The organism is Allobosea sp. BE125 (assembly GCF_031456075.1).
Lineage (GTDB): Bacteria > Pseudomonadota > Alphaproteobacteria > Rhizobiales > Beijerinckiaceae > Allobosea.
Genome location: NZ_JAVDTY010000008.1, coordinates 110,580 through 126,165, shown reverse-complemented (window position 1 = coordinate 126,165; position 15,586 = coordinate 110,580). Strand labels below are relative to the sequence as shown.

The 15,586-nt window shown below is 66.1% G+C and carries 13 protein-coding genes; 9 read left to right on the top strand and 4 right to left on the bottom strand.

Going from position 1 to position 15,586, the window contains the following annotated elements; genetic code table 11:
* Positions 1-3: 3 nt before the first annotated feature.
* The 4 genes from J2Y55_RS18615 to J2Y55_RS18600 form a co-directional block, all read right to left on the bottom strand.
* Complete coding sequence (locus tag J2Y55_RS18615) at positions 4-810, bottom strand: shikimate dehydrogenase family protein (protein WP_310156916.1); 807 nt, start codon at positions 808-810, stop codon at positions 4-6.
* Between the two features lie 20 nt (positions 811-830).
* Entirely contained in the window at positions 831-3,368 is a 2,538-nt protein-coding gene (locus J2Y55_RS18610) for a branched-chain amino acid ABC transporter ATP-binding protein/permease (protein WP_310156588.1), read from the bottom strand.
* Entirely contained in the window at positions 3,365-4,234 is an 870-nt protein-coding gene (locus J2Y55_RS18605; RefSeq protein ID WP_310156586.1) for a branched-chain amino acid ABC transporter permease, read from the bottom strand. Before J2Y55_RS18605 ends, J2Y55_RS18610 begins: the two co-directional genes overlap by 4 nt.
* A 149-nt stretch (positions 4,235-4,383) precedes the next feature.
* On the bottom strand, positions 4,384-5,649 hold the full coding sequence (locus tag J2Y55_RS18600; protein ID WP_310156584.1) for an ABC transporter substrate-binding protein: 1,266 nt from the start codon (positions 5,647-5,649) through the stop codon (positions 4,384-4,386).
* 186 nt (positions 5,650-5,835) lie between these two features.
* On the opposite strand from J2Y55_RS18600, the gene J2Y55_RS18595 reads away from it, so the two are divergent.
* From J2Y55_RS18595 to J2Y55_RS18555, 9 genes are all read left to right on the top strand, one after another.
* Positions 5,836-6,882, top strand: coding sequence for a Gfo/Idh/MocA family protein (locus J2Y55_RS18595; RefSeq protein ID WP_310156582.1), 1,047 nt, complete (start codon positions 5,836-5,838; stop codon positions 6,880-6,882).
* A 4-nt stretch (positions 6,883-6,886) separates the two neighbouring features.
* A complete protein-coding gene (locus J2Y55_RS18590) occupies positions 6,887-7,759 on the top strand; it encodes an IclR family transcriptional regulator (protein WP_310156579.1) in 873 nt (290 codons plus the stop codon).
* 22 nt (positions 7,760-7,781) lie between these two features.
* A complete protein-coding gene (locus J2Y55_RS18585; RefSeq protein WP_310156577.1) occupies positions 7,782-8,681 on the top strand; it encodes an NAD-dependent epimerase/dehydratase family protein in 900 nt (299 codons plus the stop codon).
* 1 nt (position 8,682) lies between these two features.
* A complete protein-coding gene (locus J2Y55_RS18580; protein ID WP_310156574.1) occupies positions 8,683-9,528 on the top strand; it encodes a sugar phosphate isomerase/epimerase family protein in 846 nt (281 codons plus the stop codon).
* 12 nt (positions 9,529-9,540) lie between these two features.
* Complete coding sequence (locus J2Y55_RS18575) at positions 9,541-11,259, top strand: FAD-dependent oxidoreductase (RefSeq protein WP_310156572.1); 1,719 nt, start codon at positions 9,541-9,543, stop codon at positions 11,257-11,259.
* Positions 11,256-12,065 (top strand): SDR family NAD(P)-dependent oxidoreductase, encoded by an 810-nt coding sequence (locus J2Y55_RS18570; RefSeq protein WP_310156570.1) that lies wholly within the window; start codon positions 11,256-11,258, stop codon positions 12,063-12,065. The genes J2Y55_RS18575 and J2Y55_RS18570 overlap by 4 nt, the downstream gene beginning before the upstream one ends.
* Before the next feature lie 14 nt (positions 12,066-12,079).
* Positions 12,080-12,856, top strand: a complete 777-nt coding sequence (locus tag J2Y55_RS18565; protein WP_310156568.1) for an SDR family NAD(P)-dependent oxidoreductase — start codon at positions 12,080-12,082, stop codon at positions 12,854-12,856.
* Positions 12,857-13,218: 362 nt separating this feature from the next.
* Positions 13,219-14,523 (top strand): M20/M25/M40 family metallo-hydrolase, encoded by a 1,305-nt coding sequence (locus J2Y55_RS18560; RefSeq protein ID WP_310156566.1) that lies wholly within the window; start codon positions 13,219-13,221, stop codon positions 14,521-14,523.
* A 151-nt stretch (positions 14,524-14,674) separates the two neighbouring features.
* The gene (locus J2Y55_RS18555) at positions 14,675-15,580 is read left to right on the top strand and encodes an amino acid ABC transporter permease (protein WP_310156564.1); all 906 of its coding nucleotides are present in this window, start codon (positions 14,675-14,677) and stop codon (positions 15,578-15,580) included.
* Positions 15,581-15,586 lie beyond the last annotated feature (6 nt).

Sequence of the window (15,586 nt, the reverse complement as noted above, 5' to 3'; positions counted from 1 at the left end):
TCCTCAGCCGAGCCTCTCGCCAGCGAGCAGGAATTCGACCATCGCGGTCTGCAGGGCCTGGTACATCTCGGTTCCCGTCGAGGTCCGGCAGCCGAGCTTGCGGGCGGTCTCGATCAGCGGCGAGACGGCCGGCACGGTGACGACGCAGCCGACGAAGGTCGAAGGCGAGAGCTTCGCGACATCGACTGGCAAGGCGTCGCCCGGCTTCATCCCGGCCGGCGTCGCATTTGCAACCAGGTCGAAACCGGTCGGATCCGGCGAGCCGGCAAAGATCTTCGCCTTGTTCCTGGCGTTGAGCCGCTCGATCAACCGGTCGCGACGTGTGGTGTCGGCGTCATGGATGGCGAGTTCGCGGACACCGGCATCGACGAGGGCGAGCGCGATCGCGGAGCCTGCGCCGCCGGCCCCGATCAAGAGCGCGCGCTTGTCGCGGGGATCGTAGCCCGCTGCCTTCACGGCACCGACGAAACCGAGGCCGTCGACCATCTCGCCATGCCAGCCGCCATCCTTGCGGCGGCGCATGATGTTGACCGCACCGAGGAAGTCGCCGCGCTCGGTCGCGCTGCTGCAATGCGCGTGGCAGGCGAATTTATGCGGCACGGTCACGATGATGCCGTCGAGGTTCTTCAGCCGGGTCGCAACCGTCAGGAAATCCTTCAGGTCCTCGGGCGAGACCCGCACGGGCGCCACCACGGCGTCATGATCGCGCGCGGCGAAGGCCGCCGTCATGCCGGCTGGGGATTTCACCTGGGCGATCGGATCGCCGATGATGAGATTGAGGCGCGTTGCGCCGGTGATGTTGAAATCCATCGCGGTCATGATCTCCGTGTTCAGACGACAGCCGCATGGGCTGGCGGATTCTGATTCTCGCCATGGACGACGCCGAGCAGGCGCGCCTGGAGGGCGTGATCCTTTTCGAGCGTGGTGGCATCGCCGGCGAAGGCGACCTGGCCGTTGACCAGGACATAGGCACGGTCGACGATCGGCAGCACGGTTTCGGCATGGTGCTCGACGATCAGCATCGCGACCCGTCCGCGCAGCTTCACCAGCGCGTCCATCACTTCGTTGACGACGGCCGGCGCCAGCCCCTCAAAAGGCTCGTCGAGCAGGATGAGCTTGCTCGGCACCATCAGGGCGCGGGCGATCGCGACCATCTGCCGTTCGCCGCCGGACAGGTTCTCGGCCTTGGCCGCCTGGCGCGTGCGCAGCCGGGGGAAGAGCTGGAAGACCTCCTCCAGTGTCATTCCGCCTGGCCGCGCTGCGAGCTGCAGGTTCTCGACGACGGTGAGGTTGGGGAAGAGGCGCCGCCCCTCCGGCACGAGCGAGATGCCGAGCCGGTTGATCTCGAAGGGGCGCAGCTTCGCCAATTGCGTTCCCGCGAAGGAGATCGTCCCCGCATCGAGCGGCAGGCTGCCGGTGAGCGCGCGCAACGCCGTCGTCTTGCCGACGCCGTTGCGGCCGAGCAGAGCGACGGCCTCGCCCTTGCGGACGTCCAGGCTGACGCCGGAGAGGACGGTGCTGCCGCCATAGCCGACCGCGATATTGCGCGCCTCGAGCAGCGGCTCGGTCGCGGCGGCGGCGCGACGCTCGATGGCGGGCGCCGCCTGGTCGGCACTCTTGGCCGCGCCGAGATAGGCCGAGATGACCTCCGGATTGTTGGCCACCTCGGTCGGTTTGCCGTCCGCGATGATCCGGCCCTGATGCAGCACGGAGATGCGGTCCGAAATCGCCAGCACACGGTCGATGTCGTGTTCGATCAGCAGCACCGCATGGTTCTTCGCGAGCCGGCGGATGAGATCTGCAACGATGATGCGGTCAGCTTCGGCGAGGCCGGCCAGTGGCTCGTCGAGCAGCAGGAGCTTGGACTCGATCGCCAGCGTCACCGCGATCTCGAGCAGGCGCTTGGCGCCATGGGGAAGGTCTGCGCAAGGAGAGGCCGCCTTGTCGGCGAGCCCGACCGCATCCAGCAGCGACCAGCTGCGCGCATTGATCGCGTCGATGCCATGGGCGTCGTTCAGCAATCCGCGCGCGCCGATCTTCTGGGCCTGCACGGCGATGCGGACATTCTCGAACACGCTGAGATTGGGAAAAACCGACAGGATCTGGAAGGAGCGGCTGATGCCGAGCCGGGCGCGGGCATGCATCGGCAGCCTGGTGATGTCCCGGCCCTCGAAGAAGACCTTGCCGCCGCTCGGCGGCAGCACGCCGGTCAGCATGTTGTAGAAGGTCGTCTTGCCGGCTCCGTTGGGGCCGATGATCGAATGCAGCACGAAGGGGCGCACTTCGAAATCGATGTCATGGGCGGTGACGAGGCTGCCGAAGCGCTTGTTCAGCTTCTTCGTCTCCAGAATCGGCTTGTCGGGATCCATCGCCTGGGCTGCGCTTGCATAGGGCGCGATCACGGCGGGGCGGGGCGGGATCGTGTTGCGCGTCAGCGTCCAGCGTTCGCGCCGCAGCGCCCGCTGCACCAGTCCCTGGATGCCTTCCGGAGACAGGAGAGCAAACAGGATCAGGATCGGCGCGAAGATCAGCCACCAGTTCTCGGTGATCGCCGAAAGCCGGTTCTCCATGATGATGAAGGTGATCGCGCCCCAGAGCGGGCCGAGGAAATGGTGCACGCCGCCAAGCACGGTCATCAGCAGGGCATCGCCGGCATGCTGCCAGCTCAGATTATTGGCGTAGACGCCTTGCAGCAGCAGCGTCAGCAATGCCCCGGCATAGCCGACGAAGCCGGCCATCAGGAGGAAGGAGCCGAGCCGCAGCAGGTAGACATTGTAGCCAAGGCTGCGGGCGCGCTGCTCATTGTCGCGCACGGCCTGGAGCGCGCGGCCGAAGGGCGAATGCGCGATCTGCCACAACAATGCGATGCCTATGACGACGCTTGCGACGGCGAAGAGATGGAAGCCGAGATCCGAGACAAAGGTCGGGCGCTCGACGCCCTGCAAGCCGTTCTCGCCACCGGTGACGGCCGTCCATTTGAACGCGACCTCGAAGGCGATCTGCGAACAGGCCAGCGTCAACAGCGAGAAATAGAGCCCCTTGCGGCGCAGGATCAGCGCGCCGAGGACGAGCGCCAGCGCCAGCGAGAACAGGACCGCAAGGACGAGCGCCACGACATCGGTCGCGACGCGGCCGAGCACGAAGAAGGCGAGCGCATAGCTGGAGCAGCCGAAGAAGACCGAGGCGCCGAACGGCACGAGGCCGGTATAGCCGACGAGGAGGTTCACGCCCATTCCGTAGAGCGTGTAGATCGCGATCTGCGTGATCAGGCCGACGGGCGCGCCCAGCATGAGCCAGAGCACCGTGAGGCCGGAGAGGACGAGCGCTGCCCAGAGCGCAGGGTGGCGGAGAAGCTGTTGGGTCTTCACTCGAAGCGCTCCCATTTTTCGCCGAACAGGCCGCGAGGGCGCAGGAGCAGGATGGCCGCCATCAGGACATACATGGCCGCTCCCGCCCATTCCGGCTGGAACTGGATGGTCATGGCCGTGGTCAGGCCGACGAGGAGGCCGGCGATGATCGCACCCGCATAGGAGCCCAGGCCGCCGATCGTCACGATGACGAAAGCCGGCATGATGGCCCCTGCCGCCATGGTCGGGTTCACCGTCCAGAGGGGCGCGGCCAGCATGCCCGCAAGGCCGGCCAGCAGGCAGCCGATGCCGAAGACGAAGCTGAACACCACGGGCAGGTTGATGCCGAGAAGGCCGACCATCTCGGCATCGCGCGAGCCGGCGCGGATGATCCGGCCGAATGGTGTGTAGGTCAGGAAGGCCCAGAACCCGATCAGCGCAGCCACCGTCACGGCCAGCACGAACATGCGGTATTTGGTGATCAGGATCGGGCCGTATTCGACGAAGCCCGAGAGGAAGCGCGGCGCGGCGAAGGGCAGCGGAGCGCCGCCGAAGATCATGCGCAGCACCGACTCGAACAACAGCGCCAGCGCGAAGGTCAGGATCAGCCCGAGCAGGGGCTCCTTGCCGTAGAGCCGGCGGATCAGCACGATCTCGACCAGCACCCCGAGCGCTCCGGTGAGCAGCGGGGCGAGCAAGGCCGCCCACCAGCCGAATTCGCGGTTGAGCACGAGGGCGAGATAGGCGCCGATCGCGAAGAATGCGCCATGGGCGAAATTCACGATACCAAGCAGCCCGAAGATGATCGAGAGCCCAACCGCGATCAGCACATAGAGGAAGCCCAGCACCAGGCCATTGACGGCCTGGGATAAGATCATGTCGAGCATGGCGCACGAATCCTGCGGCTTTGTTTTGACGCGTTTTCTTCACGCGAACCGGCGGCCACTTCGCTCGAAAGCGCTCCAGGCCGCGCGTCAGGGACCGGCCCGGGCAGGGCCCGGGCCGCGTTTGTAAAACCGGTCGTCGGTTCCTCAGTTCAGAGCGAATCCATCTTGCAGATGCTCTCGGCCTGGTTGCCGAAGGCCCGCGCGACACCGGACGGCGTGGCCGGCAACTCGGCTTTCACGTCGAAATAGTCCCATTTGTCGGTGATCTTCGGCTTGATGCTGGCAACCAGGAGGCGGCTGACCATCTGGTGGTCGAAGGCGCGATAGCCGAAATCGATGTCGCCGCGCTTGACGCTCCACGCCTCCAGGGCCTCGACGATCTTGGCGGGCTCGGTCGAGTTGGCGCGCTCGATGGCGTCGAGCAGGTTCTTCATGCCCATCCAGCCCATCCAGGTCTTGTCGGCGGCCGGGCGCTTGTATTTCTTCTCGTAATCGGCCGCCATCGCCTGCTCTTCGGGCGGGTTGTTCGGGTTCTTGTAGTACCAGGTCAGGGTATAGAGCCCATCGGCCGCTTCGGGGCCGACGCCCCAGAGATCGGTATTGCCGACAGAAATCTCGGCGAAGGGAATGCGACCGCGCATGCCGAGCTCGTTCCACTGTTTCAGGAACGTCGTCAGGTCGCTCGCGGCAATACCGCCGATCACCACATCGGGCTTGGCTGCGCGGATCTTGAGGATGAAGGAGCTGTAGTCCGGCGTGCCGACGGGCACCTCATCGGCGCCGACAAGCGTGCAGCCATTGGCGGTGGCGTATTCGGAGAAGGCGCGCTTGATGTCCTGGCCGAAAGCGTAGGCCGCGGTGAGCAGATACCATTTCTTGCCGATATCGGCGCAATAGGGCGCGAGCACGCGGGCATGGACATCGACCGGCGGCTGCAGGCGGAAGGTGTATTTGTTGCAGGACTTGCCGGTGAGGTCGCCTGTCGCAGCATTGGCCGCGATGTAGGGGATCTTCGCCTTCTTCGCGACGGCCGAGATGGCGAGCGCAAAGGAGCTCAGCGCGCCCCCGACGATGCCGACGACCTTGTGCTCGCCGACGAGCCGCTCCGCGTTCTGCTGTGCGCCTTGCGGGTTGGGCTCGTCGAGCCAGATGATCTCGGCCGGTCGGCCGAGCAGCATGTTGTTGCGCTGCTCCAGGGCAAGCAGGCTGCCTTGTGCGAGATATTCGGACTGATCGACGATCGTGCCGGTCTTGGCCCAGATCATGCCGATCTTGATCGGCTCGGCGGCGGCGGCATTGCCGATATAGGGCATGCCGAGCTTGCCTGAGACCAGGCCCGTCGCGCCCAGAGAGGACGCGCCCATGATCAGGCCGCGCCGACCGATGATCGGCCCCTTTGTTTGATCGTCCTTCACATCGTCCTCCCACAGCATCTGGTTTTTCTGATTGGCCCCGGTCGCGCATCGAGGCGGACCGAACTTCGTCCGTGTAACATAGCTGGAATCCAGTTCTACTATTATTTTCAAAACTGGAATCCAGTTCCGAAATCGCTTGACGCTGGAGCCGGTGCGGGGGAGATATGCGGCGGAGTGGAGAGACCGATGCCGCAATTCTCAATTGGCCTCGTCGGGGCGGGCGCGATCGGGCGCATGCATGCCGAGGTGATCCTCAGGACGGATTTCTGCCGCGTGACCGGAGTCGCCGACCCGACGGAAGCCGGCCGGCGCTTCTGCGAGGAGAGGGGGCTTGCCTGGTTTTCGGATCACCGCCAGCTCCTGGAGCAGGTGCGTCCCGATGCGCTGATCGTCGCGACGCCGAACAACACCCATCTGCCGATCTCGCTCGATGCGATCGCCGCCGGGGTGCCGGTTCTGGTCGAGAAGCCGGTCGCGAGCACGGTCGAGGAAGGGGAGGCGCTCGCCGTGGCTTCCGCGAAGGCCGGCGTGCCCGTGCTTGTCGGCCACCACCGGCGCCATAACCCCATCATCGCGCGGGCTCGCGAGCTCGTGGGGTCGGGCGAACTCGGGCGGCTGACCAATGTCTCGGTGCTCTACACCTTCTTCAAGCCGGAGCCTTATTTCGACATGGCCTGGCGGCGCGAGCCTGGCGGCGGGCCAATCCTGATCAACCTCATCCATGAGATCGACCTGATCCGCTTCATCTGCGGCGAGATCGAATCCGTGCAGGCGGTGACCTCGAACGCGGTGCGCGGCTTTCCCGTCGAGGATACCGCAGCCGTCCTCCTGCAACTCGCCAATGGCGCGCTGGTGACGATCAGCCTGTCCGACACGGCGGTCACGCCCTGGAGCTGGGATCTCAGCTCCGGCGAACTGCCGCCTTACCCGCCGCAGCCGGCGCCGGTGAACTCGCATTTCATCAGCGGCACGCAGGGGTCGCTGACTTTGCCGCGCCTCGAGCTCTGGCGCTATCAGGGGGAGAAGAGCTGGTTCGCCGCGCTCTCCCAGGACGCGCTTGCGGTCACGCGCGGCAGCCCATACGTCAAACAGTTGCGCCACCTGTGCGAGGTTGCGCGGGGCGAAACCACGCCTCTGATCGATGCGGCCGACGCGACGAGGACGTTACGGGCGACACTTGCGGTGAGCGAGGCAGCGCGGACGGGCCGGCGTGTGGCCCTCACCTCCGGATAAGCCCATGGCAAAGCGACTCGACAACGACGATCCAGCCGCCGAGCAGGAAGCGGGGCCTAGCGGGCTGCTCGAGCGGACGCTTGGCGTGCTGGAGCTGTTGGCAGCCCATGCACACGGCCTGCAGCTCTACGAAATCGCCGACCGGCTCGGCATTCCGCGCAGCGCCACCCATCGCGTGCTGACGAGCCTGGTCGAGCAGGGCTATGTCCGGCAGGAGCGCCAGCTCGGGGCCTATCAGCTCACCGCCAAGATCGCCTCGCTCGCTTTCAGCTTCCTCGCCGGCAGCGGCATCACCGACTTCGCCCAGCCGATCCTCGACCGGCTGGCGCGCGATGCCGGAGAACTCGTCCGCCTTGCCTTGGTCGACGGACGAGAACTCGTCTGGGTGGCCAAATCGCAGGGCTCGCCATTCGGCCTGCGCTACGATCCGGATATGGGCCAGGTCGGCCGGCTTTCCTGTTCGGCCAGCGGCCATGCCTGGCTGTCCTGCCTGCCGGAGGAGGAGGCGCTCGCTCTCGTCGAGAAGCAGGGCTATGGCTCGCGCGAGGAGTTCGGTCCGCGCGCGCCGCAGACCAAGGCGGCGCTGCTGCGCTATATCCGGCAGGCGCGCCAGCGCGGCTTCAGCCTTGTCGTCCAGACCTATTCGGCCTGGATGAACGCCACGGCCGCCCCGATCCGCAGGCCGCAGACCGGCGAAGTCATCGGCGCCGTCGTCATCGCCGGCCTGCATAACCGGCTCTCCGAAGAGAAGATGCTGAGCCTCTCGCCGCTGCTCATCGAAGCAGCGCGCGAGTTGTCTCTCGCCATGATGGTGACGCCGACGCTCGCGCCACGGCGCGCCAGCGGCGAGTCGAATTTCTTCGACTCGCCCGCATGAACCACTGAGCCAAAGGACAGTCATGCGTATTCTCGTCACCGGCGGCGCGGGCTTCCTCGGCGCCTGGATCGTCAGGCGCCTGGCGGCGGGCGGCCACGCCGTCCGGATCTTCGATCTGACCGAGAAGCGCGGCCTCATCGCCGCGATTGCGGGCGAGGCGGCAGCGCAAGCCTGCGAATGGCGCATCGGCGACATCGTCAGCGCCGATGATGTGCGCGCCGCCGCCGAGGGCTGCGACGCAATCATCCATCTTGCCGGGGTACTGACCCTGGCTTGCAAGGCCGATCCGGTGCGCGGCGCGCAGATCAACCTGATCGGCACGCTCAACATCTTCGAGGCCGCGCGGGCGTGTGGCATCGACCGCCTGATCTATACCAGCACGGCCGGCGTCTATGGCCCGGCGGATGGCCACACGCCGGTTCCGGTGTCGCATTACGGCGCCTTCAAGCTTGCTTGCGAAGGCTGCGCGCGGGCGTATTGGGAGGATCATCGCCTCGCGAGCAGCGGCTTCCGGCCCTATGTCGTCTACGGGCCGGGGCGGGACAGCGGCCTCAGCGCCGGGCCGTCATTGGCCTGCCGCGCGGCGGCGCTCGGCGAGAGCTATGTGTTTCCGTATGAGGGGGCGGCCGGCCTGGTTTATGTCGAGGACGTCGCGGCCGCCTATGAGGCTGCGCTGCTGCGCAAGCCTGACGGCGCCCCTGTCTTCAACCTCGTCGGAACGCTCGCCACGCCGCAGGATGTGATCGACGAATTGCGCCGCTTGCGCCCTGACGCCGATATCCGGAGGGGAGGCGAGCTGATGCCCTCCGCCCCCGATATCGCCGAGGGGAGCGTGCGCGAAATCCTGCCGGGGCTGCCTTCGACCAGCCTGCGCGAGGGGATCGAACGCACCTTCGCCTATTACCGCGACGGGGGCCTGTGAGATGTTCAGGCTCGCCGCCCATACCTTCGGTTTCGTCTGGCGGGAGAGTGCGGAGGCTGCGTTCGAGCAGATCGCGCAAGCCGGCTTCTCGCAGATCCAGCTCATGGCCGCGCCGCCGCATTTCGACAGCTGGCGCGAGGATCACGAGCGGACGCGGCGTTTGCGGGGCATTCTCGATCGGAGCGGGATGACGCTTCTCGCGGCGGATCTCGCCAGCAGCGACATCAATCTCGCCAGCGCCTCGCCGGATGTCGTCGCCTTCGCCGTCGATGCCTATCGCCGCGCGATCACGCGCTGTGCCGAGCTCGGTGCGCCCTGGGTCTGCGTCGGCTCGGGCCGGGGGCATGCGCTGCTGGCCGATGCCAATACGCGGCTGATGGAGACGTTCCGCCCGGCCTTCCTGGCGATCGTCGAGGAGGCGCGCCGCCAGGGCATCGACGTCATCCTGGAGAACCATCCGCAGGGCCTGCTTGCGGATGCCGGCACGATCGACCGTTTCCTGCGCGAGGAAGGGCTGGACGATGTCCCGGTCATCTATGACGTCGCGAACGCGGTCGCGATCGGCGAAGATCCGGTCGAAGGCCTGCGCCTGCTCGGTTCGCGCCTCGGCATCGTCCATGTCTCCGACAGCCCGGGCGGCCAATGGCGTCATGATCCGATCGGCTCCGGCGATATCGATTTCGCCGCCATTGGCGCCCGCCTCGCTGAGCTTGGCTATACCGGGCCCGTGGCGCTGGAGATCCTCTCGGACCAGCCACTGAACGGCCTGATCGACGGGGCGCGGGCGCTGGCGGCTGCCGGCTGGGCCTTTTCGGACGCGCTGCCGCGCCCGACGCTGGCCGCATGAAAGGCTCCTGACATGGCCGCTTCGCTGCCCGAACGCATCTGCGACGTGCTGGTCATCGGCTCGGGGGCAGGCGGGCTCTCGACTGCGGTCACCGCCCGCAAGCACGGCCTCGATGTCATCGTCGTGGAGAAGGAAGCCTTCTTCGGCGGCACGACCGCTTTTTCCGGCGGCGTTCTCTGGATTCCCGGCAGCCCGCATGCGGCTCGCGCCGGCCGTGGCGACGACCGCGAGGCCGTGCGGACCTATCTGCGCAATGAGGTCGGCAATTTCGCGCGCCAGGATGTGATCGAGGCCTTTCTCGATCATGGCCCGGAGATGCTGGCGTTCTTCGAGCGCGAAACCCAGGTGAAATTCGTGCCGACGCTCTATCCCGATTATCACCCCAAGGTGGCGGGTGGGGTCGATGTCGGGCGCTCCGTCCTTGCCGCGCCCTATGATGCGACGGTGCTGGGCCCGGAGCTCGCTCGCCTGCGTCCGCCGCTGGCGACGATCACCTTCATCGGCATGATGTTCAATTCGTCGAATGCCGACCTCAAGCACTTCTTCAACGTGACGCGTTCACTGAGTTCGGCGGCCTATGTCGCGCGCCGGCTCGCTCTCCATCTCAAGGACCTCCTGCTCTATCGGCGTGGGGTCATGATCACGAGCGGCAATGCTTTGGCTGCCCGGCTGGCGAAATCCGCCTTCGATCTCGGCATCCCGATCCTGACCTCGACGCCCGCCAGGGAGCTCATCCGGGAAGGTGAACGCGTCACCGGAGCTATGCTGCAGTGCCCGGAAGGCGCCATGCGGATCACGGCCCGCCGTGGCGTGGTGCTGGCCTGCGGCGGCTTCCCGCATGATGCGGTGAGGACGAGGCAAGCCTATCCGCATGTCGCGCGCGGCGGAGAGCACGCCTCGCCCACCCCGGCCGGCAATACCGGCGACGGCATACGCCTCGCCGAAACCGCAGGCGGGCGCTTCGAGGCGCGCTATCCCAACGCCGCCGCCTGGATGCCGGTCTCTAAGGTGCCGCTCTCGGGCGGGCGCACGGGTGTGTTTCCGCATCTGCTCGACCGCTGCAAGGCCGGCATCATCGCGGTCGATCGGCACGGTCGGCGCTTCTGCAACGAGGCGGAATCCTATCACGATTTCGGCGCCGCCATGATCAAGGCCTGCGAGACCGAACCGGAGACGGCTGCCTGGCTGATCTGCGACCACCGGACGATCCGCCGCTACGGGTTGGGCTATGTGAAGCCGGCGCCGGTGCCGCTGATCGGCTATCTGCGCAGCGGCTATCTTCTGAGCGGCAAGACGCTCGCCGAACTGGCCCGGCAGGCCGGCATCGATCCAGGCGGCCTCGAGCGCAGCGTCGCCGCCTTCAATCCGGGGGCCGAGAAGGGGGAGGATCCTGAGTTCGGCAAGGGCTCGACCTCGTTCAATCGCTATCTCGCCGACCCCAGCCACAAGCCCAACCCCTGCGTCGCGCCTGTCCAGCAGGGACCGTTCTATGCGGTGAAGCTGGTGATGGGCGATCTCGGAACCTTCGACGGCCTCGATACGGATGTCAGCGGCCAGGTGCTGCGTGGGGATGGCAGACCGGTCGAAGGGCTGTTCGCCGTCGGCAATGACCGCGCCAGCATGATGGGCGGGAACTATCCCGGCGCTGGCATCACGCTCGGGCCGATCATGACCTTCGGCTATATCCTCGGGCGGCATCTTGCCGGTGTCGATCGGGAACCGCCGCGATGAGCGCCGGCGTGGATGGATGGCTCGGCCTCGGCGGCGTGCTCTGTGTCGTCACCGGTGCTTCGGGCGGCATAGGCCGCGCCATCGCCGTCAGCCTGGCAGGGCAGGGCGCGCGGCTTGTCCTGCTCGATCGCGATGAAGCAGGCCTCGCGGATGCGGCAACCGCTGTTTCGGAGATGGCGAAGGGAGAAGTCTTATCCCTGCCTTGCGATATCACGGATCCCGTTGCCGTCGAGCAAGCCGCGGCTCAAAGCTTCGAGCGGCACGGCGCTTGTGCGGTGCTCGTCAACAATGCAGGCCTGCTTCGGCCCGGTGCGCTCGCCAGCATTCCGCTGGCGGAATGGAATGCCTTGCTGGCCGTCAACCTGACCGGCTACCTGCTCTGTGCCCAGGCCTTCGGACGACAGATGCGGGTGGCGGGCCGTGGCGCGATCGTCCATGTCGCTTCGATCGCCGGCTCGCATCCGCAGGACCGCAGCGGCGCCTACAGCGTCAGCAAGGCAGGCGTCGTGATGCTGTCGCGTCAGCTGGCCACCGAATGGGCGGGAGAGGGTGTCCGCAGCAACGTCGTCAGCCCCGGCATGGTCGAGACCCCGATGAGCCGGGATTTCTATGTGGCGCCGGGCGTGCGCGAGCGCCGCAGCGCTGTGGTGCCGGCGGGCCGGATCGGGATGCCGCAGGACATCGCCGATGCCGCGCTGTTCCTGGCCTGCCCGCGGGCGAGCTACATCACGGGCCAGGAGATCATCGTCGACGGCGGCTATAGCCGCATGTTGATGAACCTGATCCCGCGCCCCGGCTACGACTGAACGCGGAGGGCGCAATGGCGGGAACTCCAGTGGCGGTGGTAACCGGCGGGGCCGACGGCATCGGTTTCGCTGTCGCCGAACGGTTTGCGCAAGCGGGCTGCACCGTCGTCATTGCGGATCTGGATGGAAGCAAAGCTGCTGCGAAGGCGGCCGCTATCGGGCCTGGCCATCAGGGGCTTGGCCATCACGGGCTCGCCATGGATGTCGCCGATGAGAGCTCCGTGACCTCCGGCATCGCCGCCATCCTGGCGCGTCACGGGCGCATCGACATGCTGGTCAATAATGCCGGGATCGCCGACACGCATAAGCCGACGGTGGATCAGGATCATCTTGCCTTCGAGCGGATCGTGCGCGTGAACCTGCAGGGTGTCTTTGCGGTTTCGCGCGAGGTCGGGCGCGGCATGCTGGCTCAAGGCAGCGGCGCGATTGTCAATCTCTCCTCGATCGCCGGTCTGTCGGGCCTGCCGCGTCGCAATGCCTATGGCGCCGCCAAGGCCGGTGTCGCTGCGATGACGCGGTCGATGGCGGTGGAATGGGCCGGCCGCGGCATCCGCGTCAACGCGGTCGCGCCGGGCTATGTCAGGACAGCGCTGGTGGCAGAGCTGATCGCGAGCGGCCGCGTCGACCAGGCGAGACTCCAACGGCGTACGCCGATGGGTCGGTTGGCGGAGCCGGCCGAGATCGCCGAGGCTGTCTGGTTCCTCTGTTCGCCGGCCGCCTCCTACATCACCGGGGTGGTCCTCTCCGTCGATGGCGGCTGGATGGCCTTCGGCGATTCCGGCGATGCCTAGACGCCGATGCAGGACTAGCCAGGGCCTACCTGCCGAGATCCTCAAATACGCGCTGTCCGTACCACCCCAGATAAATCTTGCCTTGCCGAGCGGTTCTTCCGATGTCCTCTCCGGACCTCCGAACTGTCGGCCTCCCAGCGGCTCGGTGCGTGGGACCGCAGCTAGCCCAGCGAGTGGCCGTTCTCGCGCGGATTTCGCGTGAGAGTGCACTCAGGCCTGCTAAGCAGAAGAATTAGCAGTGTCGATCTCTTCAATTAGATATTCTTATATTGCCTTTGCGCCTTCCAGCGCCGTGATTTGATGACTCGAACGGGGCTTGGCTCGACCGGCACCCGAGGATCGTCACGGCAAGCAGGTTTCCCATGTCCAAAGACGTCGCGGCCATCAAAGCCGAATTGTGCCGGATGATCGACGGAAGGCGCGACGAGATCATCGCCTTGCTCCAGCGGTTCCTTCAGATCAAAAGCGTCAACCCGCCAGGCGATATGCGCGAGACGGCCGATTTCGTCCGCAGCATCCTCGACCAGTTCGGCAGCCCGCACAGGACCGTCGCTCTCAGGGACGACATGCCCAACATCATCGGCCGCTGGGATGCGCCCAGACCGGGCCGTCATCTCGTCCTGAACGGGCATATGGACGTTTTCCCCGTCACCAATGAACGCTTGTGGGACGCGGATATCGTCGACGGTACGATCATGGGCCGAGGCGCCTCCGACATGAAGACCGGGACGCTCGCCTCGATCCTGACCTATTGCTATCTCTATCCCTATAGCGAGCATCTCAGCGGCGCCTTGACCCTGACGGTCGTCTCCGACGAGCAGTCCGGCGGACGATACGGCACGAAATATCTGTTCGATGAATTCGCCGATGAAATCGCCGGAGATTGCTGCCTCAATGGCGAGCCCAGCGGGCTGGCCAATCTGCGCTTCACGGAGAAGGGAACCCTGCGCTTCCAGCTTTCCGCCAGGAGCGCGGGAGGGCATGGCGGCTATCCGCACCGCGCGCCCAATCCAATCGAGGCGGTCTGCAAGCTCGTCGCTGCGATCTATGAGCGCTACCATCTCAAGCTCGCAACCTTGCCTCCCGAGATCGATGCGGTCCTGACATCGCCTGAAACGATCGCTGCGGCGGACGCCAATCTCGGCAAGGGCGCAGGCGATATCGCGCGCCGCATCACCGTCAATGTCGGCATCATCGAGGGCGGACAGAAGGCGACGCAGATTCCCACCGGATGCAGCACGCATCTCGACATCCGCGTACCGATCGGCTCCGACCGCGACGTCATCCGGCGCGATCTCGAAACGCTGGCTTTGGAGCATGGCTGCGAGATGGTCGTGAACGAGGACCACAGCTACCCCGCGAGCATGACCGATCCGTTCGGCGAGATGGCGACCATCCTGCGCAACAACATCAAGTCCCTGCTCGGGCATGACGCGCCGCCGGTCTCGAGCCTCGGGGGCACCGACACGCGCTATTGGCGCTGGCGCAAAATCCCCGCGATCATCTGCGGCCCTTCGCCGATCAGCATGGGACGCGATGACGAGCACGTCACCATCGACGAGGCCATCGCCGTGCTCAAACTGCAGGTGATGTGCGCCCTGGACTATCTCGGCAATGCGGGCGCCGCGTCTTCCCAAAACAGCAGCTCGGACCAGCGCCCGGCATAACGCGCCGATTGACGCGGCACGCCGCATAGGCATCCGCGCCGAGCAAAAAAGCCGAGGGAACAACCCAATGAAGCCGACGACGCGCAGATTCGAGCCAAGCCAGGCGCTGCAGCAGCAGGCGCGGCTCTGTTGCCGAAAGGGAGGATGACGCATGCCGCCTTCCAACACGGATCTCGCCGGGGTCAGCGCGATCTCCGCTCCACAATCCGCCTTGCCGGCCGATGCCTACAAGATCGCCCACTACACGATCGTGCCCCGGCGCCATTATGGCCGGATCCTCGCCACCGTCCTGATCCTCGCAGTCCTGGCGGCGCTGATCCGGGCCTTTGCCGTCGGCGATATCGAGTGGCGCTATGTCGGCCTGTTTCTCACGGCGCCGGCCATCATGACCGGGCTTGCCAACACCATCCTGCTCGCAATCTGCGCGATGCTGCTGGGTGTCGTTCTCGGCGTGCTCTTCGCCGTGATGCGCCTCTCGAAGAACCCCGTTCTGAGCACCGTGGCGAAGCTCTATGTCTGGCTGTTTCGTGGCGCGCCGGCGCTGCTGCAACTGCTGATCTGGTTCAACCTGGCCCTGATCTTCCCCCGGATCGCTTTCCCCGGGCTCTTCGACCTGCGCACGGTCGATGTGATGACGCCGTTCGTCGCCGGATTGCTCGGCCTGGGCATCCAGCAGGGCGCCTACACATCCGAGGTCGTCCGAGCGGGCCTCCTCTCCGTCGATCGCGGCCAGTACGAAGCAGCCCAGGCGATCGGCATGACCCGCCTGCGGATGCTGCGGCGGATCGTGATGCCGCAAGCGATGCGCGTCATCGTTCCGCCCGTCGGCAACGAGTTCATCGGAATGGTGAAGCTGACATCGCTGGCGAGCGTGATCCAGTACTCTGAAATGCTCCATGCCGCGCAGACGATCTACTACGCGAATTCCCGCGTGCTCGAACTCCTGATCGTCGCGAGCATCTGGTACCTCGTCATCGTCTCGGTGCTGAGTTTCGGCCAGAGCTTCGTCGAGCGCTATTTCGGGCGCGGCGTTGCCGCCGTCCGCCACAGCTTGTGACGGGAG

Coding starts and splice junctions, on each gene's coding strand:
- J2Y55_RS18605 (WP_310156586.1), bottom strand. CDS start 4,234: ATGCTCGACATGATCTTATCCCAGGCCGTCAATGGCCTGGTGCTGGGC.
- J2Y55_RS18575 (WP_310156572.1), top strand. CDS start 9,541: ATGGCCGCTTCGCTGCCCGAACGCATCTGCGACGTGCTGGTCATCGGC.
- J2Y55_RS18565 (WP_310156568.1), top strand. CDS start 12,080: ATGGCGGGAACTCCAGTGGCGGTGGTAACCGGCGGGGCCGACGGCATC.
- J2Y55_RS18595 (WP_310156582.1), top strand. CDS start 5,836: ATGCCGCAATTCTCAATTGGCCTCGTCGGGGCGGGCGCGATCGGGCGC.
- J2Y55_RS18585 (WP_310156577.1), top strand. CDS start 7,782: ATGCGTATTCTCGTCACCGGCGGCGCGGGCTTCCTCGGCGCCTGGATC.
- J2Y55_RS18570 (WP_310156570.1), top strand. CDS start 11,256: ATGAGCGCCGGCGTGGATGGATGGCTCGGCCTCGGCGGCGTGCTCTGT.
- J2Y55_RS18560 (WP_310156566.1), top strand. CDS start 13,219: ATGTCCAAAGACGTCGCGGCCATCAAAGCCGAATTGTGCCGGATGATC.
- J2Y55_RS18590 (WP_310156579.1), top strand. CDS start 6,887: ATGGCAAAGCGACTCGACAACGACGATCCAGCCGCCGAGCAGGAAGCG.
- J2Y55_RS18555 (WP_310156564.1), top strand. CDS start 14,675: ATGCCGCCTTCCAACACGGATCTCGCCGGGGTCAGCGCGATCTCCGCT.
- J2Y55_RS18615 (WP_310156916.1), bottom strand. CDS start 810: ATGGATTTCAACATCACCGGCGCAACGCGCCTCAATCTCATCATCGGC.
- J2Y55_RS18580 (WP_310156574.1), top strand. CDS start 8,683: ATGTTCAGGCTCGCCGCCCATACCTTCGGTTTCGTCTGGCGGGAGAGT.